The 17607-nt window shown below is 57.7% G+C and carries 16 protein-coding genes and 3 tRNA genes; 7 read left to right on the plus strand and 12 right to left on the minus strand.

Annotation, left to right across the window (positions count from 1 at the left end; translation table 11 throughout):
* Positions 1-51: 51 nt before the first annotated feature.
* The gene (locus WG915_RS07465) at positions 52-732 is read right to left on the minus strand and encodes a rhomboid family intramembrane serine protease (protein WP_339564757.1); all 681 of its coding nucleotides are present in this window, start codon (positions 730-732) and stop codon (positions 52-54) included.
* Between the two features lie 69 nt (positions 733-801).
* Positions 802-1323: a peptidylprolyl isomerase gene (locus WG915_RS07470; RefSeq protein WP_339564758.1), complete on the minus strand. Its 522-nt coding sequence runs from the start codon at positions 1321-1323 to the stop codon at positions 802-804.
* 98 nt (positions 1324-1421) lie between these two features.
* On the opposite strand from WG915_RS07470, the gene WG915_RS07475 reads away from it, so the two are divergent.
* Positions 1422-2204 carry a hypothetical protein gene (locus WG915_RS07475; protein ID WP_339564759.1) on the plus strand — a complete coding sequence of 261 codons (783 nt, stop codon included), beginning with the start codon at positions 1422-1424 and terminating at the stop codon, positions 2202-2204.
* A gap of 142 nt (positions 2205-2346) precedes the next feature.
* Here WG915_RS07475 and WG915_RS07480 read toward each other — a convergent pair whose 3' ends face one another.
* Complete coding sequence (locus tag WG915_RS07480; protein WP_339564760.1) at positions 2347-2808, minus strand: CAP domain-containing protein; 462 nt, start codon at positions 2806-2808, stop codon at positions 2347-2349.
* Between the two features lie 558 nt (positions 2809-3366).
* On the opposite strand from WG915_RS07480, the gene WG915_RS07485 reads away from it, so the two are divergent.
* On the plus strand, positions 3367-4290 hold the full coding sequence (locus WG915_RS07485; RefSeq protein WP_339564761.1) for a cation diffusion facilitator family transporter: 924 nt from the start codon (positions 3367-3369) through the stop codon (positions 4288-4290).
* Positions 4291-4373: 83 nt separating this feature from the next.
* Here WG915_RS07485 and WG915_RS07490 read toward each other — a convergent pair whose 3' ends face one another.
* From WG915_RS07490 to gyrA, 6 genes are all read right to left on the minus strand, one after another.
* Positions 4374-6158, minus strand: a complete 1785-nt coding sequence (locus WG915_RS07490; protein ID WP_339564762.1) for an alpha-amylase family glycosyl hydrolase — start codon at positions 6156-6158, stop codon at positions 4374-4376.
* A gap of 252 nt (positions 6159-6410) precedes the next feature.
* A tRNA-Ala gene (locus tag WG915_RS07495) sits at positions 6411-6486 on the minus strand.
* Positions 6487-7107: 621 nt separating this feature from the next.
* A tRNA-Ala gene (locus WG915_RS07500) sits at positions 7108-7180 on the minus strand.
* 13 nt (positions 7181-7193) lie between these two features.
* A tRNA-Ile gene (locus WG915_RS07505) sits at positions 7194-7267 on the minus strand.
* Positions 7268-7346: 79 nt separating this feature from the next.
* A complete protein-coding gene (locus WG915_RS07510) occupies positions 7347-7685 on the minus strand; it encodes a DUF3566 domain-containing protein (protein WP_339564763.1) in 339 nt (112 codons plus the stop codon).
* 3 nt (positions 7686-7688) lie between these two features.
* Positions 7689-10229 (minus strand): DNA gyrase subunit A, encoded by a 2541-nt coding sequence (gene gyrA / locus WG915_RS07515; protein WP_445227808.1) that lies wholly within the window; start codon positions 10227-10229, stop codon positions 7689-7691.
* A gap of 138 nt (positions 10230-10367) precedes the next feature.
* Here gyrA and WG915_RS07520 point away from each other — a divergent pair, with 138 nt between their 5' ends.
* The gene (locus tag WG915_RS07520) at positions 10368-10577 is read left to right on the plus strand and encodes a CopG family transcriptional regulator (protein ID WP_339564765.1); all 210 of its coding nucleotides are present in this window, start codon (positions 10368-10370) and stop codon (positions 10575-10577) included.
* A 421-nt stretch (positions 10578-10998) separates the two neighbouring features.
* Entirely contained in the window at positions 10999-11772 is a 774-nt protein-coding gene (locus tag WG915_RS07525) for an HAD-IIB family hydrolase (RefSeq protein WP_339564766.1), read from the plus strand.
* On the opposite strand, the gene WG915_RS07530 is transcribed toward WG915_RS07525, so the two are convergent.
* The gene (locus tag WG915_RS07530) at positions 11756-13702 is read right to left on the minus strand and encodes a fructose-specific PTS transporter subunit EIIC (RefSeq protein ID WP_339564767.1); all 1947 of its coding nucleotides are present in this window, start codon (positions 13700-13702) and stop codon (positions 11756-11758) included. The genes WG915_RS07525 and WG915_RS07530 overlap by 17 nt on opposite strands.
* 288 nt (positions 13703-13990) lie before the next feature.
* On the opposite strand from WG915_RS07530, the gene WG915_RS07535 reads away from it, so the two are divergent.
* The 3 genes from WG915_RS07535 to WG915_RS07545 all read left to right on the plus strand — a co-directional run bounded on the left by WG915_RS07535 (position 13991) and on the right by WG915_RS07545 (position 16124).
* Complete coding sequence (locus WG915_RS07535; protein ID WP_339564768.1) at positions 13991-14407, plus strand: hypothetical protein; 417 nt, start codon at positions 13991-13993, stop codon at positions 14405-14407.
* A 262-nt stretch (positions 14408-14669) separates the two neighbouring features.
* On the plus strand, positions 14670-15617 hold the full coding sequence (locus tag WG915_RS07540; protein ID WP_339564769.1) for an L-lactate dehydrogenase: 948 nt from the start codon (positions 14670-14672) through the stop codon (positions 15615-15617).
* Between the two features lie 72 nt (positions 15618-15689).
* A complete protein-coding gene (locus WG915_RS07545; RefSeq protein WP_339564770.1) occupies positions 15690-16124 on the plus strand; it encodes a DUF6918 family protein in 435 nt (144 codons plus the stop codon).
* Between the two features lie 55 nt (positions 16125-16179).
* Here the strand turns inward: WG915_RS07545 and WG915_RS07550 are convergent, their stop codons facing one another.
* Together WG915_RS07550 and WG915_RS07555 are read right to left on the minus strand one after the other, a co-directional pair.
* Positions 16180-16911 (minus strand): ABC transporter permease, encoded by a 732-nt coding sequence (locus WG915_RS07550; RefSeq protein WP_339564771.1) that lies wholly within the window; start codon positions 16909-16911, stop codon positions 16180-16182.
* A complete protein-coding gene (locus tag WG915_RS07555; RefSeq protein WP_339564772.1) occupies positions 16908-17606 on the minus strand; it encodes an ABC transporter ATP-binding protein in 699 nt (232 codons plus the stop codon). The genes WG915_RS07550 and WG915_RS07555 overlap by 4 nt, the downstream gene beginning before the upstream one ends.
* Between the last annotated feature and the right edge of the window lies 1 nt (position 17607).

The following is a 17607-nucleotide window of genomic DNA, read 5'->3' on the forward strand; positions in this document are numbered from 1 at the left end:
TTGGCAGAAAAAATCCCCATCACAAAGATGGGGATAACTTGTGTAAAACAGCTACAGACTCCACAACCCGCTGGTGGTGAATGTGGCCAGCCTCCAAAACAAAGCCACCAGGTAGCCGATGAGCACCATGGATATACAACAGGCACGCCACCCCCGCGAACGCGGCAACAGTGCAACCGACAATAAAAACCCAGCTAATAGGCCTCCCAGGTGGCCCCACAGTGAGATGCCGGGGGTGATTACCGTGAAGGCAATATTCACAATGATCAGCACTATAGGGGCGCGGAGATCGCCACCGCGCTGCATCACAACACCCACCAACAGGGCCATCAGCGCATAGCCCACGCCTGAAGCGCCAGCAGTAGCGTTGATGGGGTCCAGCCATACCGTGAGGGTGCTCGCACCAATGGCGGCGGTCAACCACACCAATATGTACAAGCCCCGGCCCGCGTACTGTTCAATCTCCCTACCGAGCAGAAAGAGCAACACTAGGTTCAGCGCAAGATGGCCGGGGCCGATGTGCATGAAGGCGGAAGTGAGCGCCCGCATCGGCCCCCACGCGTCATACATGTCCGGTAAGTACAGGATGCTGGCATCAGCGATCCCGCTGCGGGAGAGGTTATCCACGAGGGAGAGGGATTGGATGGCCGTCGCCACGTACGCGAGGATCATCGCTGCGCAGAAGGCCACGGTGGCTGGGGCTTGCTGCCACCACCGTTGGATGAGGTTCATGGGTGCTCCAATGAAAAACGCCTGCCGCCGACGGACGTCGACAAGCAGGCGGAAAAGGGTGCGAAACAGTTACGCGATGGTGATCGAGTTGATAACTACGTCCTCGGTCGGACGATCCATTGCGCCGGTAGCGGTGGTGGCGATCTCGTCGACTACCTTCTGGGAAGCCGCGTCGGTGACCTCACCGAAGATGGTGTGCTTGCCGTTGAGCCATGGTGCAGCAGCCACGGAGATGAAGAACTGGGAGCCGTTGGTGCCGGGGCCAGCATTCGCCATTGCCAGCAGGTAGGAACGGTCAAAGCGCAGCTCAGGGTGGATTTCATCACCGAACATGTAGCCTGGGCCGCCACGGCCGGTGCCGGTTGGGTCGCCGCCCTGGATCATGAAGCCGTCGATGACGCGGTGGAAGATAGCGCCGTCGTAGAACGGGCCCTCAGTGGTGCCAGAAGCGTTGTTGGACTTGTACTCCTTGGAGCCATCAGCCAGGCCAACAAAGTTGGCAACGGTCTCTGGTGCATGGTTGCCATAGAGGTCAATGACGATGTCGCCACGGTTCGTATGCAAGGTCGCAGTTGCGGTCTTTTGAGTCATGAGCACAATGTTACGTCATTCCCTGTCACGTTTCCCGCAATGTGGCTACGCTTGAAAGCACGAACCCCTCGACTAAAAGGAAAGAGGATTGAAGAAATATGAACAATGTCCGTCTCGCTATCAACACCACCCGTGCTGCCATCGGCGCGCTCAACGATTACCGGGAGCGCAAGACTGCGGAAGCCTATGAAGCGCTTTCCGACGTCGCAGAGAACTACACCCTCGCCGAGCTCGCGGAAATGGGCCAGGAAAAGGGTCGTGCGATTATTGACGACCGTCGCGACTCCGCCGCTAAGGTAGCCGAGAATGCCCGCGTCCGCCTGGAGAAGGCACGCGAAGAAGCAGCCTCCGCCGGCGCTACTGCCACCACGGCAGGCACGGCTAAGTTCGCTGATTTCCGGAAGGAATCCGAGAAGAAGTCTAAGCAGCTAGCCAAGAAGGCTAACAAGCGCGCAGTGAAGGCTGGCCTGAAGAAGGCTCCTAAGAAGAAGTGTGGCAAGCTGAGCGCCACTGCGCTGCTCGTAGCCGTACTCGGTGCCATCGGTGCCGCTGTGTACTGGTTCATGTTCCGCCCAGAGAAGGCGAACACTGTTCCACCTCGGGTGGAGGAACACACGGCTGAGGGCTCTCGCCTTGTTTACTCCTCGGTCACCCCGACCGACACTGAGGTTGATGCGGACTTCCTGGAAGACCTTGATAAGCAGCTTGCTGAGCACCAGGCTCAGGATGCTGATGTAGCCGAGCAGACTCAGGCGATCAATGATGGCGAGTTCGCTGACGACGCCATCGATGAGGCGCTGGATAAAGCCAACGTTGCTGAGCTGGATTCTCTCGAGGATCAGGCTGAGGAAGCTGAGAAGGAATTCGACGAGAAGCAGTAATCCTTCTCGCTCCTTTGCCGCCCCGTCCCAGGTTATGTACTGGAACGGGGCGGTTTTCTGTTGCGCGGGCATGAAAAAAACAGCCGCACCCAAGAACTTAAAGTCCTGGGTGCGGCTGCGCACTGCCCGTCGTCACATGTGGTTAGTAAGCGCCACGCAGGGTGATGAAGTAGCCACCGGTTGCTGGGTTCTTAGCTACACCAACACCCGCGGTAACCGCGTTAGGGCTCAGAATGTTGTCGCGGTGAGCTGGGGAGTTCATCCAAGCGTTCACTGCATCGCGAGGGTTGTTATACATAACCGCAACGTTTTCCATATCGGAAACTTGCAGCGCCATTGGATCATGGGCGAGCTGGTCACGGCTAGCGCTGGTCTCCGCCCACGAGCGGGAGGAATCAGCAAGGTTCTGGTTCCAGCCAAATGGTGCGAGGCCGTGTTCAGCACGGACACCGTTTACTTGGTTGAAAATATCAGCTTCAGCGGCACCGAGGTTCTCCTGCATGATGCCTGGGAGAGGGAAGGCTCCGGCTACAGGAGCGGTCACCGTGCTAAGCCCGAAAGAGATGGCCAGGGCGGCGGTTGCGGTAGTCAGAATCTTCTTCATGGGTGATGCCTTTCAGTTACGTAACTTACGTTTTTAGGGACAACACCAATAAAACCCCAGGTAGCAAAGATTCTAACCAGAGATGTGCAAGGAGAAGGTGAATTGTTCGCCCCCAGTTTGCTGGGGATTCAACCCCTAAACCCAAATCTGCAATGACATATTTATGTGTATCGCGGGGGCTTCCAATAAGGTTTCTGCAAGGTTTCTCCGCCTATCCTTAAGCGTTAAATTGTCTCGAATTGATAACTAGCGCCTTGTACTGGGAGTTTGAAGACAATTCAGTGTGCCTGGGGTCACACTAAACTGAGAAGCTGACGGCAGCGTAAGTATGTGGAAACCTCATTCCCGCTCAAGAACATCCTGAAAACTTAGATTCTGACAGGCAAAAGTCGAGGAAGGGGCAGGCGATCGGGAGGAAACCTACAGGCAGGAGCTTGTTTTTGAATTTCTTAAGGTCTTTTCACCTATCCCTAACCAGCGCGAAAAAATACCGCTCTTGCCTGCGAATTTTCAATAGGATAGGGTTTATTGAAAATACCGAAGATCTAAGGACCCGCGATGCCCCACAATCATGACCACTCACACCACCACGAGTCCTCGAACCGCACCCGACTCGGAATTGCACTGGCCATCACTGGCATCATTCTGCTCGCCGAGATCTTCGGCGCCTGGTGGACCAGCAGCCTCGCACTGTTCGCCGACGCCGGGCACATGGCCGTCGATACGGCAGGCCTAGCCATCGCCTTCACCGCAGCATCCCTGATCCTCCGGCCCGCCAGCAGTAAACACACCTGGGGGCTGCGCCGCGCCGAGGTCATTTCCTCCGCGCTGCAAGCGCTACTGCTCGGCAGCGTCGGGCTGTATACGATCATCGAGGCCGTCCGGCGCCTGATCACACCTGTCGACGTCAACTCCCACGGCCTGTTGCTCATCGGAATCATCGGCCTCCTTGGCAATATCGCCTCGTTCATCGTCCTCAGCGGCGGGGAGCACAACCTCAATATGAAGGCCGCAACGCTGGAAGTACTCAACGACGCCCTTGGTTCCGTCGCCGTCATCATCAGCGCCATCGTGGTAGCCACCACCGGTTTCGCGCGTGCCGACGCCATCGCTTCCCTACTCATCGCCCTGCTCATCCTCCCCCGCGCCTTCCACATTCTGCGCGAGTCCGGGCAAATCCTCCTCGAATCCACCCCTCCCGGGCTCGACCTCGAGGCCGTGCGCACTCACATCCTGGAGACCGAGCATGTCCTCGACGTCCACGACCTCCACGCTTCACGCATCTCCTCTGGGCTGCCCGTGCTCACCGCACACATCACCCTCGAAGACAGCTGCTTTAACGACGGCCACATCCCGGATATCCTGGACAAGCTCCAAGAATGCGTGGCAACGCATTTCGACGTCGCCATCGAACACTCCACCTTCCAGTTCGAACCCGCACGGCACGCAGAGCACGAACGCACCCGCTGCGACATCCACTAAGGCACTACTCGCGATACTCCTCCCAGCGAACTGCGCATCAGCATGCCTGAATGTGACGGCCACGGGTGCTTAACGACGCGTCCTTAGCCTCGCGTGTAAATCAAGACCGTATAGGGCGCAATCGACAAGTTGCCGTGGCGAGGCTGACCGTCGACACCGCCCTCGTAGGACTCCATGTCGTAGGACGCGAAACCACCAAACAGCGAGCTGTAGCTCTTGGAATCGCTATTGAAGCGCAACGTCCACTTCTCTGGGCCCGATGGCAGACCGATATCGACCTTTTCGCGCACCTCGCTGTCCAAGTTGACCACGACGATGACGTCATCGCCCGCACCGCCGTCTGCCCAGCGGTGGAAGACCAGGAAGTTGGCTTCGTCGTCGGCCTTGAGGATGGCGGTGTTTTGCCCCGTCAAACCGCGGGCCGTCTGGCTGCGATTGAGACGCAGGTTGATCAGGTCGCGGTAGAGGTTGGCGATGCCCGCGTAGTTCTCGTCCCGTGACCAATCGAGCGGCACGCTGTCACGGAACCAGGCACCTTCGAGGAACTCCTGGCCTTGGAACAGCATCGGGATGCCCGGGGAGGTTAGGGCGAGTGCGGCACCCAGGGTCGACATCTTCTGAGCAACCCAACCGGATGGATCGTTGGGGTTGACCTCTTGCGGGACGCGTGCCTTGCCGTTGGCCACCTCGTCGTGACTCTCGGTGTAGATGACGCGCGCAAAAGCATCGCCGTAGTCGGTGGTAACGGCCTCGACAATGGCAGGGATCGATCGCCACTCGTCATCGATTTCGGTGATCACCTCACGGACTGGGTGAACGAAGTGGCTGTCCCACTGTGAGTGAAAGCCAGCCCCTTCAGGAGCAGTGGAGGTCACCATCGGGTCGCCGTGCAGGTCTTCGGCGATCAGGATCCGGCCCGGGAACTCCGCACGAACGGTGTCGGCGATCCAACGCATCATCGACCAGCCCTCTGGGATGTCCATTGCGGATCCGTCCTTGGACCGCATGTATGGCGTCATGTCCAAGCGCAGGCCGTCCATGCGATAGTCCTTCAGCCACATCAGGGCGTTATCACGAATGAATCGGCGCACCTCTTCTCGGCCATAATCAGGGCGAGTATCGCCCCACGGAGTCTCCGACTTCCAGTCCTGGTAGAAGTAGATGCCACCCTTACCGTTCTCGCTCCACCCGTCGAATTGCCAAAGGTCGAGGTCAGAGGGGCCGAAGTGGTTGTACACGACGTCTTGGATGACCGCGAGACCCATCTCGTGGGCTTTCTTCACAAACTGCTTCAGAGCGTCCGGGCCACCATAGGCAGACTCTACGGCGAAAGGATCGGCTGGGTTGTATCCCCAGCTCTGGTCGCCAGCGAACTCGGCCACCGGCATCAGCTGAACGGTATTCGCCCCAAGTTCGAGCACGTGACCGAGACGATCCATCGCCCCTTCCAGGTCGCCCACCCCGCCGTCGACAGAGTTAAATGTGCCCACGTGCATTTCGTAGATGACCATCTCATTGAAAGGCGGGCACTTGGCCTGCACGTCCTCCCAGTCGAACGAGCTGTGGTCGTAGATCACCGAGTTGCCAACCGAGTTGGTGACCAGGTAGCTGTACGGATCGCGCTTGTAGAGCACCTGCGTGCCGTTAGTGATGACGTACTTGTACTCCTCGCCTGCCTTCGCATCTGGGACGAGGGTGTACCAATAGCCGTTGCCCTCTGCCTCAAGCGGGGTCGCAGTATCACTCCACTTGTTAAAGTCACCCGTCACGGTCACGGTCTCAGCATGCGGGGCCCACACTCGAAACGCGACGCCACCGTCACCGACGATCGCACCCATTCCATTCCAGTGTTCTGTAGTACTGCTCATCGGTTCCTCCGCAAAGGTTAAAGGGAAACAGGGCGCTTCGCCCACGCATTGCAGCTCGGAGATCCCGGCCACCATAAAGGCCACCTTAGACAAACCTTTGGGGGTGCGCCATCAATTGGACAACACCACTAGTGTGGTAACCGCGTTTGAGATTGTGCGGCCACCAGGCAGGAGACAATTAGAAGGACGAACCCTCGAAAACAAAAGAAGTCCCGAGGCATCGAATAGGAACGATGTCTCGAGACTTCACACTGGTGGAGCATAGGGGAATCGAACCCCTGACCTTTGCATTGCGAACGCAACACTCTACCAACTGAGCTAATGCCCCGTGTCTAATAGCAACGGTACTCCTCATAGTGCGCAGTCCAAAAATTGTCCTTTTGAGCACCAAGTGCTTAGCAACTTTGGCGTGCGCCACCGCGCAGTCAAGTCCCCCTCAGCACCCGTTGCAACAACCTCAAGTTCATTCCGTGTGGCGTTCCGGGCTCAGATCTAACACTGTTGCAACGCAACCAAGAAGATCTTAAGAAGGTGGGTGTCCCGTGGATGAGGCGGTACACGAGCCTAGAGATGCTGAGCACAGGGATGCCCGAATATGGTGGCCACAGCTTCGCATTCCGCCACCCCGCCATTTTGGTTTTGCTAGGGGGCACCGCGGGCCCCTGGGGTGACGGGGTTCGGAGTTTTACCGCCGGCTACGCACGCAGACAGCACTTCGCGGCTGAGGCGCGATCAGGTGCTTCGCCGAGATCCGACTTTCATGTTCCGACTTCTAGTGCAGTGCTTTAGGAAAAGCCCAGGTGGATTTTCCTCATCGGAGTGAAAAGTCGGAACATGAAAGTCGGGTTTCGGGGCGGGCCACAGGATCACCCAGGAATATGCTCTGAAGAAGCTCCCCCAAGAGAAAAAAGATCCCTCCAGCGAAACACTGGAGGGATCTTTTGGGCTGTGGAGCATAGGAGAATCGAACTCCTGACCTCCTGCTTGCAAAGCAGGTGCTCTACCAATTGAGCTAATGCCCCATTTTCGTTCCTGTGGGCCTAGCAAGAATCGAACTTGCGACCTCATCGTTATCAGCGATGCGCTCTAACCGACTGAGCTATAGGCCCTGGGAACGAAATAGAACTTTACCCACCGATTAACTATAAACCAAATCGCCAGGTAAAACCCTATTTTCGAGTGGAAAGTTTAGGCGTCGTTAAGCGTGATCTCAAGCCCGCCAAACAGGTCAACGGTGGCGTTGTAGACCAGCGCAACCAGCGGTGACAGGACAGAGACAAGGATCGCCGCGATGGCGCCCAACAGGCCTGCTAATGACAGCACCAGCTTGAGCGACACGGTACCTTCACCACCAGCGCCGCCGATGACGGAGTTGAGGCTATCCCACACCCCAGCGGCGCCCATGCCGACGTAGAGCAACAGCACGCAGATCATCCACGCCACTAGCCCCGCAAGAGACAGGACTAGCGCAGTGCGAAATGCCGTGAAGGGTGAAATGCTTCGGACGGTCACTTTACGTTCAGCCATGAATTAGTCCTCTTCTTGTGGGACACCGGAGGCGTCGAGCGGCTGGTCAGCCGCATCGACAACGGTCTCCAACATTTCAGTCTTAGCTGCAGCGGTCTCGGTTGGCGCTGGCGCCTTTCCGGTTGCTACTGCCTCAGCTTCTTCTTCGCCTTCAGCTTCCACATTCTTATCAATGGCCAGCAGTTCCGTCCCGGCAGGCAGGTCCACCAGGCGCACGCCCATCGTGGCGCGTGACGACGGCCGGATCTGGTTCACCACGGTGCGAATGACGCCACCGGCGGAGGTGATGGCGAAGATCTCGTCGTCTTCGTCCACAGCGAGGGCGCCGATCAGTTTGCCCCGCTTCGCGTTGTACTTGAAGGTGACCACGCCAACGCCACCGCGTCCTTGCACGGAGTATTCCTCCATGGCAGTGCGCTTGCCATAACCACCCGAGGTGGCGACCAGAAGGAATTCGCCGTCACGGACCACGCACATGGATAGCAGCTGGTCATCGTCGCGGAAGCGCATGCCCTTCACACCGGCGGTGGCACGGCCCATTGGGCGCAGCGTTTCATCGTCGGCTTTGAAGCGGATGGACTGGCCTTCCTCGGATACCAAGAGCAGCTCATCTTCGTCGGAGCACAGCGCAGCGCCGATCAGCTTGTCGCCCTCATTGAGGTTGATGGCAATGAGGCCACCGGAACGGGCAGTCTCATAATCGAGCAGACGAGACTTCTTCACGCGCCCCAGCTGGGTTGCGAGCACCAGGTATGGAGCGTCCTCGTAGGTCTGCAGCTGGATAACCTGGGCAATCTTCTCACCGGACTGGAATTCCATGAGGTTTGCCACGTGCTGGCCACGAGCGGTACGGGATGCCTCTGGCAATTCGTATGCCTTCAGGCGGTAGACGCGACCGTAGTTGGTGAAGAAGAGGATCCAGTCGTGCGTGGAACAGACGAAGAAGTGGCGCACCACATCGTCCTGTTTCAGCTCGGCTCCGCGGACACCCTTGCCGCCACGACGCTGGGACTTGTACGCATCCACCTTGGTGCGCTTGGCGTAACCGGTGGATGTAATGGTGACCACGACGTTTTCCCGGGCAATGAGATCTTCTTCGGTGACGTCGCCAGTGGCGGCGACGATCTGGGTACGACGCTCATCGCCGTACTTGGACACGATCTCTTCCAGCTCTTCCTTAACAATGGAGCGCTGGCGCTCAGGGGAAGCCAGGATGTCCTTCAGGTCGGCGATCTCGAGCTCGATCTGTGCCAACTCATCCACGATCTTCTGGCGCTCCAGGGCTGCTAGGCGACGCAGCTGCATAGCCAGGATGGCGTCTGCCTGGATTTCGTCGACATCCAGCAGGCCCATGAGTCCAGTGCGGGCTTCGTCCACGGTTGGGCTGCGACGGATGAGGGCAATGACCTCGTCCAGCATGTCCAGCGCCTTGACCAAGCCGCGCAGGATGTGGGCGCGTTCTTCGGCTTCATCGAGGAGGAACTGGGTGCGGCGAATGATGACTTCGATCTGGTGATCGGTGTACAGGCGCACCATCTGGTCAATACGGAGGGTGCGTGGCACGCCGTCCACGATGGAGAGCATGTTGCAGCCAAAGTTGGTCTGCAGTTGGGAGTGCTTGTACAGGTTGTTCAGCACCACACGTGGCACAGCATCGCGCTTGAGGGTGACGACGATGCGCATGCCGACGCGGTCAGAAGATTCATCCTCAATGCGGGAGATGCCAGCGAGCTTGCCACTGGTGACCTGCTCCGCGATGTTCGAGATGAGGTTATCCGGGTTGACCTGGTACGGCAGCTCGGTGATGACGATGGTCTGGCGGGAGCCCTCTTCCTCAATGGACGTAACGCCACGCATGCGGATCGAACCGCGGCCGGTGGTGTAGGCGTCCTTGATGCCGTCAGTACCCACGATGAGGCCCGAGGTTGGGAAGTCTGGGCCCTTGATGTACTCCATGCAGGCTTCGAGTTGCTGCGCTTCGGTGGCCTCATGGTTGTCCAGCATCCAATAGATCGCCTCGGCAATCTCATTTAGATTGTGTGGCGGGATGTTGGTGGCCATACCGACGGCGATACCGCCGGAGCCGTTCATCAGCAGGTTTGGCACACGCGAGGGCAGGATGGTTGGCTCGGTGGTCTTGCCGTCATAGTTAGGGATGAAGTCCACCACGTTGCGGCGGATATCGCGGACCATCTCTTGCGCCAGTGGCGTCAGGCGAGATTCCGTATAACGCATTGCGGCGGGGCCGTCGTTGCCGCGGGAGCCGAAGTTACCCTGGCCGTCGACAAGCGGGTAGCGCATATTCCAGGGCTGAGCTAGGCGAACCAGGGTGTCATAAATCGCGACGTCGCCGTGTGGGTGGTAGTTACCCATCGTCTCGGCGACTGGCTTCGCGGACTTCACATAGGAACGGTCGTGGCGGAAACCATTGTCGTACATTGCGTAGAGGATTCGGCGGTGGACGGGCTTCAGGCCGTCGCGGACCTCGGGCAACGCGCGACCAACAATGACGGACATGGCGTAGTCGATATAGCTCGACTGCATCTCCTCATTAATGTCGATCGGGTTCACGCGATCAAAGAGATTCTCGTCGCTCACTTTTCACCTTTTCTAGTCAGGAATAACACGTCCAGTGTACGTTGTAGGCGCTTTTCAGTCCCGTGCTGGTATCGTTTTGATACCATGGCCATGACTTTGAGACTCACCGCGGAACAAGATGCAGCGCTTACCCTCCTCGCCAGAACTCTCAATATCTCCAAACAGGAAGCCGCGACCCGCGCGATCGTTGAGAAGGCTGCTCGCACGGTTCGCTCCGTTGAGCTGCGTGAATTGGCCCGGCGCGAGGTCTCCAGCTACGCAGCGTTAGAAGGGCGGGTCCGCCGTGGACGCTGAGGAGATGCTGGTGCTTGCCGACGAAGTGTGCGCAATCACTGGAACCACTGTCGCTTCCCTACCAGCACTGATCTGCTTAGCTGCGCTGATGCGGCCCCATATCGCCGGAATTGCAGTGTTTAGTTCCGCCGAGGCTCAATGCAACTATCTGACAACGGTCTGCAATAAGTTACGGCCGCTGAACTCACATAATGACGTGCTCGCCCACGTGTTACGGGGCGTCGTTATGGAAACTTTATGATTTATGATTATCGCAATCTCGACATTTTTGTTACATTTGTGAACGTTGTGATTACAGTTATCTACTGTGGCGGAAGAATTGCAACATGTTGTGCAGTCCCCTTAGGAGACGGCTTTTTGCCAAAGCAAGGAGCGGTGTCCCAAGGGGATTTTCCTCCCTCACTGGCCTAGAGTCGGGCCCATGGCAGTAGCAGTCTTTGATCTAGATGGCACAATCTACTTCGAACGTCGCCTGGCCGACGGCATATGCGAGGCCGTAGCTAGCTGGCGCGCGCGTGGCCATGTCGCCGTGGTAGCTACCGGCAAGTCCCCCGCTGGCATCCGCGACGCCCTAGGCGGGACAGCCTTCCACTGCGACTATTTCCTCGCCTCCACCGGGGCCGCGATTCTCGACGCCCATGGCAACTGTCTCCTCCAGCGCAGCATCCCCACCGAGACGGTCCACCAACTCCGTCACCTGGCCGAAGGGTTGAACAATGTGGCCGTCTACGCCTCAACTTTGGACACCCGCGACGGCCGACTCTACGACACCACTGGTAATACCGAGAGTTCCGTGCTGGATCGCTCCGAAGACTTCGACCCCGCCACTTTGTCAGAGCACACCGTCACCCAAGTCCCCTTCTGGGTCCCCGGAGATGAAGAAAAGCTGCTTGGACTGATGCAGCGCATCGCAAGCATCCCGGGAGTCACGCCGGTACGAAATCAAGACTTCATTGACGTGGTCCCGGAAGGAATTAACAAAGGCGCAGGAGTGCAGTGGCTACTGAGCCATCTCGAACTGGGCATGGGGCCACTGTATACCTTTGGTGATTCCTGGAACGACCTGACTATGCACGCCGTAGCTGACCGCAGCTTCAGCCTGCCTTGGTCACCCGCAGCAGTGAAAAATGCCACTGATGAAGTCATCGACTCCGTCAGTGGCACCTTAAGCCAGTTGCTTAAACAGTCTGTTTAGCAGGCGTTTCCGTAACCTCACGAATCCGGTCAAGCACCCGCTCGCGGGAGGTTGCGGCCAGCAGCTCTGCGCGGAACTCCTCACGCATGAGAGCACGAGCCAGCTTGGACAGCAGCTGCAAGTGCTGCTTTCCGGCATCCTCAGGCACGGCAATGAGGAATACCAGGCGCACTGGGTTCTTGTCAGGAGCTGACCACTCGATTCCCGGTTCAGGCAGGCGAGCAAACGCCAAGGTAGGCACCGACACACCAGCGGAGCGTGCATGCGGAATAGCTACCGCATTACCGACGGCCGTAGAGGTCTGTGCCTCACGCTTCAGTGCCGCCTGGGCGACCTGGGCTACATCGGAGATACGGCCCTGAGCAGCAGCAGAGTTGAGCAGGCCACGGATGACCTCATCGCGGCTACCTGCTGGGGCGTCTGCATCGAGGAAGACGACATCGGCGTCGATAAGCGGGCGTGCCTGGTGTGCCGGAGCCGGTTGTTCCTCGGTCTCAGTCTTACCGCGGGTCAGTCTCATGAGCAGCAACATGATCGTCGCAGTTGCGGCGATACCTGCACCCAAGGCGAGGAAGAACAACCCGGTACCATCGACGGCACCAAGCACAGCGACGATCGGGCCACCGTGCATGACGTTGTCCTTAACTCCCCACAGGCCTGCCAATGCACCGGCAACTGCGCCGCCAATAACGTTGGCCGGAATCACCTGCAGCGGACGCGCTGCAGCGATCGGAATTGCACCTTCGGTGATGCCGAAGAAGCCCATGAACAGCGCCGCGATGCCCGACTCGCGTTCTGGCTGCGTGAACCAGGTACGACGAATCAGCGTAGCGATACCGACGGCCAGCGGTGGCACCGCAATTGCAGCGGCAGCCATACCCATTGGAGCCGCATTGCCGGCAGCGATCATGCCGCCACCGAACAAGAAGGCAGTCTTGTTGAATGGGCCGCCCATATCGAAGGCAATCATGGCACCGATGATGGCACCCAACACAATGACGGAGCTTCCCTCCAAGGAGTTCAGCCAGGTAGAGAGTGCCTCGAACAGGGAGGCAATTGGGTTACCCAGCAGGTAAACAAAGAGCAGGCCCACAATCAACGTTGTGAAGATCGGGATGATGATCACCGGCATGATCGGAGCAATGTACTTGCCCACCGGAATCTTCTTGATAGCCAGGGCAATGTAGCCAGAAAGGAAGCCGGTAATGATACCGCCGATGAAGCCAGCGCCGGCTTCCGAGTTGTACAGCGCACCCGTCGTCGCAATGAGACCAGTGACAAAGCCTGGTGCCAGCCCAGGGCGGCCAGCGATACCCGATGCGATGAAGGCCGAGAGCACCGGCACCATCAAGCTGAAGGCCAATGCGCCGATGGAGCTGATGGTGAACCAGAAGGAATCCTCTGGAATTTGGTAGCCCTCTGCAGTCGGTGTGCCACCAATCGACAGTGCAATGGCAATCAGCAAACCGCCGGTGACCACGAACGGCACCATATGGGAGACGCCATTCATCAGTGCCTGGTACAGCTGACGACCCAGCGGGGTGCCTGCCTGCGTAGGCGCAGCGTGTGCGTCACCAGCGGCTTGCTTGCCTGCGTGCCAGTGGCTGGCGCTTTGGGCGCGCTCTAGCAGCTCACCAGGATGCTTGATTGCCTCATCCACGGAAACTTCCAGCAGTCGCTTACCGGCGAAGCGATCCTTCTCGATGGCCGTGTCAGCGGCGATCACCACTGCATCGGCGTTTTTGATGTCCTCCGCGGAGAACGTGCCCTCGACCCCGATGGAGCCGTGGGTTTCAACCTTAAGATCAATGCCTTTTTCTCGGGCTGCAGCCTCTAGGTTTTCTGCAGCCATGTACGTGTGGGCAATTCCCGTGGGGCAGGCTGTGATCGCCAGCACCCGCAATGTGCCTGTGGTTATATCATCACTCATGAGGTCATACTAACAATGCACAGAATGAAAATGAATACCTATTTACCGTAGAGACTTCAGTGAATTCCGTTCTTTTGGCATAGTGCTTGTTGAACAAGACCATGGCGCCGTTGTGGGGTTTCCCACTATGTGATGTTGATTGCAAGAAATGTGATCAAGATTGGACCTCGCTTCCAACGAACGGCGCTGCCGAAACACTGAGCTCCAAAACCCAGAAATGGCAACCTACCGTCGAACGAATAATCTGAGCATTAGTGCCGACTGAGCAGAAAGCAGGTTTTCTTAAAAATGGATTCCTACACGTGGTGCTTCTTTACTAAATTCGTCTGCAAACGCGATCAGTTGGTCGACGCTAAGAAGCGGCATCGTCGGTGCGCAGAGGTTTTGAATGAAGACCACGACGTTCTCTTTCAATCCGAGCAAGCACATGATCTTGGCAAAAGTGAGCCACTGTTTTCGCTGCTTCTTTCTGAAATCGTGGGATCAGAAACCAACCTTTCTGAAGCGGAGAAGGACGAGTACTCCCTCTTTTGTTTCGTGGCTATCGTTAACGTGTTAGAGAAAGACGATGACGAGGTCAGAAAAGTTTCCCTTCGTTTAGAAATAGATTTTGAAGAGGACTTTCCAGCACGTTTCCCTAGTAGGACCAGGGGAATCATCATAAGCCCAGATGGAAAGCTCACTGACTCCTGCATTAGTCAGTAGCCGCCGCGTCGAAAAAGGCTACTCGGACGATTCCGGTGGATTTGGAACTGTATCAGTCCTATCCCTCGGCAAGTTAACTAGGTTGCGGGCATCGTTGGAGCCCGCAGCACCCTTGTGGTTGCAATCTCCGTGCATAACATGACCGTTTATTTTTGTTTGGTTTTACTTGTGACCGGATAGACAGCTTCTGCCCAGCAGAACGGGCATAAAGGGGGCATAATGGGCCATGAAGGAAACCAGCCACGAGCGGAAGGCGCATGCTATGAAGCAAACTGTCGGCAACAAGGTAGTACTCATTGGAGCAGGTGACGTCGGAGTCGCATACGCGTACTCCCTAGTCAACCAGGGGACCTGTGACCACTTGGCCATCATCGACATCGATGAGAAGAAGCTCGAAGGCAACGTGATGGATCTCAATCACGGCGTGGTGTGGGCTGGTTCTCGGACAAAGGTGACCAAGGGCTCCTATGAGGACTGCGCTGATGCGGCAATCGTGGTGATCTGCGCCGGCGCGGCCCAGAAGCCGGGAGAAACTCGCTTGCAGCTGGTGGATAAGAACATGAAGATCATGGAGTCGATCGTCGGCGACATCATGGCCAGCGGCTTCGACGGCATCATTGTGGTCGCCTCCAACCCAGTAGATATCCTGAGCTACGCTGCCTGGAAGTACTCAGGCCTGCCCCACAGCCGAGTCATCGGCTCCGGCACCATCCTGGATTCTGCTCGATTCCGCTACATGCTGGGCGAACTGTACCAAGTATCCCCCACCTCGGTACACGCCTACATCATCGGCGAGCACGGCGACACCGAACTGCCTGTGCTCTCCTCCGCCACCGTCGCCGGCGTTTCCATGCGCAAGCAGCTCGAGAAGGACCCGACGCTGCAAGAGAAGCTGGAGCAGGTTTTCCAGGACACCCGCGACGCCGCCTACGCCATTATCGACGCCAAAGGCTCCACCTCCTACGGCATCGGCATGGGACTGGCTCGTATTACCCGCGCGATCCTGCAGAACCAAGACGTTGCACTACCGGTATCCGCCCTGCTCCAAGGCGAATACGGTGAGGAAGACATCTACATCGGCACTCCCGCCATCGTGAACCGCAAGGGCATTCGCCGCGTGGTGGAACTGGAAATCTCTGAGCATGAAGCAAAGCAGTTCAAGAATTCGGCCGACAAGCTCCGAGCAATTCAACGCGAGTTCTTCAACTAGTTGCGCATTCCTTCACAAACGGATTCGGCCATTGCCGGGTCCGTTTTCCTTTTAGGCCATACAATGAGCCTCATGTCTTCCTTGTCTGAGCAACTCACCGGCCCCACATTCGACGCCCTAGCCATTGACCTGGCTGAATTCGCCAGCACCACAGTCAACAACCAGTCAGGAATCACCGGCATGGCACTCAAGGGAGGCCTCGCCGCAGCGACCAAAGCTCGCCCCAACATCGTGGAACAGGGCATGAGCAAAGTGCTTCCGGACGTCATCGAAATCCTCAGCCCATACTGGGACAACAAGCCAGCAGACAGCTCCTTCGGTGCGCACCTCGACGCCAACAAGGAACAGGTTGCCGATGAACTCATGACGGCCGCAGACCGGCTCTCCAAGTCCGTAAGCAATCCAACCCTACTCAAGGTGTATGGTTCCGTGCGCGGCAAGGCAACCAAGGTCATTGCGCAGAACCTAGTGGGCCTCGGCGATATCGTCGAAAAGCACGCAGCTTAAGCTTGGCAACGGCCCGCCACACTGCTCAGTGTGCGCAGGCTATCAACCGGCCTAGTTACTTTGTCGCCCGCGGCATCGACACCGCCGCTAGGAACAATGCACCCACCGCAAATCCAAGTACAAAGAGCATGTCACGCCAAAAGTTTCCATACAGTTCCGGCTGCAGCTGCAGGTTACGCAGCGCATCAATGACATAGGACAGCGGCAAGAAGTTCGAGATCCCGTGCAGGACAGAGTTCATGTCCTCACGCGGCACCAAAACGCCACCTAAGAAGAACTGTGGGCCGAAGAATACCGGCATGAACTGCACCGCCTGGAACTCATTCTCCGCAAAAGCGCTGGCCAGCAGTCCGAAAGCACCGCCAGCGATGCCTGCTAATGGGGAGATAACAAAAATCCAGCCAATTGGGGACGCGGTCTCCACATCCAGCAAGAAGTGCGCGATACTCACCAACACCGCGGACTGGAGCAGCGCAAATAGGCTAAACGCAATACCGTAAGCCAAAAGCAACTGCACGGTAGTGAGCCGCGTGGTCATGAGGCGTTCCAACGTTCCGGACTTGCGCTCTCGCTGCATGGTCACCGAGGCGACAATGAACATCAGCAACATAGGGAATACACCCAGCATCATCACGGCCACTGAGTTGAACAAGCGAGAGTTATCGCCATAGACAAAGAACAGCAGTGTGAGCAGCAGAGACGGCACGGCCACGATCAAGGCAACGGTTCGCTTATCCCCGGAAATCTCCCGCAGGATCCGGCGCGCACTAGCTAGGGTCAAGTTCATTGCTGGGCTCGCTTAATCAGAGTGAGGAAGGCATCATCCAGGTTGCTGGCATCGGCCGTCGCAAGCAGGTCCGCAGGCGTGGCGTGGGCGAGGACGCGGCCGTCGCGAAGCAGCAGGATGTCATCGCAGCGCGCGGCCTCATCCATCACGTGGCTGGAGATCAGAATCGACGTCCCCAGCGAACGCAAGTGTTCCCAAATGGTTTCCCGCGTCAATGGGTCCAGGCCGACAGTGGGTTCATCAAGGACCAACAATGCTGGCTTAGCGACGAGCGCAGCCCCGAGACTTACCCGATTGCGCTGCCCGCCAGACAGCGTGCTCACTTTCTGATCACGCTGCTGAGATAACCCAAGGAACTCGATCGTCTCATCAGTATCCGCAACACTGCCGGTGAGCTGGGAAAAGTACCTTAGATTATCGCGAACCGTCAGCCCTTCATAGACGCTGGCGCTCTGCGTCATGTAGCCAATCCGACCGCGGTTAGCCACATCCCCGGCGCGGTGACCGAGTACTTCCAGCTCCCCACTGAATCGCTGCACTCCGACGATCGCCCGAAGCAGCGTCGTTTTACCTGAACCACTCGGACCAATCACACCAACGATATGGCCTTCGGCAAGCTCGAAATTGAGATCATGCAGGATGTGCGTTTTGCGACGCGTGATGTTGAGCCCGCGCGCCCGCACCAATGTGGTCATG

Source organism: Corynebacterium sp. H128 (genome assembly GCF_037482625.1).
Taxonomy (GTDB): Bacteria; Actinomycetota; Actinomycetes; order Mycobacteriales; family Mycobacteriaceae; genus Corynebacterium.

What these genes read in the sequence shown, in the direction of transcription:
- WG915_RS07465 (WP_339564757.1), bottom strand. Translation starts at nt 732, where the DNA reads ATGAACCTCATCCAACGGTGGTGGCAGCAAGCCCCAGCCACCGTGGCC.
- WG915_RS07470 (WP_339564758.1), bottom strand. Translation starts at nt 1,323, where the DNA reads ATGACTCAAAAGACCGCAACTGCGACCTTGCATACGAACCGTGGCGAC.
- WG915_RS07475 (WP_339564759.1), top strand. Translation starts at nt 1,422, where the DNA reads ATGAACAATGTCCGTCTCGCTATCAACACCACCCGTGCTGCCATCGGC.
- WG915_RS07480 (WP_339564760.1), bottom strand. Translation starts at nt 2,808, where the DNA reads ATGAAGAAGATTCTGACTACCGCAACCGCCGCCCTGGCCATCTCTTTC.
- WG915_RS07485 (WP_339564761.1), top strand. Translation starts at nt 3,367, where the DNA reads ATGCCCCACAATCATGACCACTCACACCACCACGAGTCCTCGAACCGC.
- WG915_RS07490 (WP_339564762.1), bottom strand. Translation starts at nt 6,158, where the DNA reads ATGAGCAGTACTACAGAACACTGGAATGGAATGGGTGCGATCGTCGGT.
- WG915_RS07510 (WP_339564763.1), bottom strand. Translation starts at nt 7,685, where the DNA reads ATGGCTGAACGTAAAGTGACCGTCCGAAGCATTTCACCCTTCACGGCA.
- gyrA (WP_445227808.1), bottom strand. Translation starts at nt 10,229, where the DNA reads ATGCAGTCGAGCTATATCGACTACGCCATGTCCGTCATTGTTGGTCGC.
- WG915_RS07520 (WP_339564765.1), top strand. Translation starts at nt 10,368, where the DNA reads ATGGCCATGACTTTGAGACTCACCGCGGAACAAGATGCAGCGCTTACC.
- WG915_RS07525 (WP_339564766.1), top strand. Translation starts at nt 10,999, where the DNA reads ATGGCAGTAGCAGTCTTTGATCTAGATGGCACAATCTACTTCGAACGT.
- WG915_RS07530 (WP_339564767.1), bottom strand. Translation starts at nt 13,702, where the DNA reads ATGAGTGATGATATAACCACAGGCACATTGCGGGTGCTGGCGATCACA.
- WG915_RS07535 (WP_339564768.1), top strand. Translation starts at nt 13,991, where the DNA reads ATGGATTCCTACACGTGGTGCTTCTTTACTAAATTCGTCTGCAAACGC.
- WG915_RS07540 (WP_339564769.1), top strand. Translation starts at nt 14,670, where the DNA reads ATGAAGCAAACTGTCGGCAACAAGGTAGTACTCATTGGAGCAGGTGAC.
- WG915_RS07545 (WP_339564770.1), top strand. Translation starts at nt 15,690, where the DNA reads ATGTCTTCCTTGTCTGAGCAACTCACCGGCCCCACATTCGACGCCCTA.
- WG915_RS07550 (WP_339564771.1), bottom strand. Translation starts at nt 16,911, where the DNA reads ATGAACTTGACCCTAGCTAGTGCGCGCCGGATCCTGCGGGAGATTTCC.
- WG915_RS07555 (WP_339564772.1), bottom strand. Translation starts at nt 17,606, where the DNA reads ATGACCACATTGGTGCGGGCGCGCGGGCTCAACATCACGCGTCGCAAA.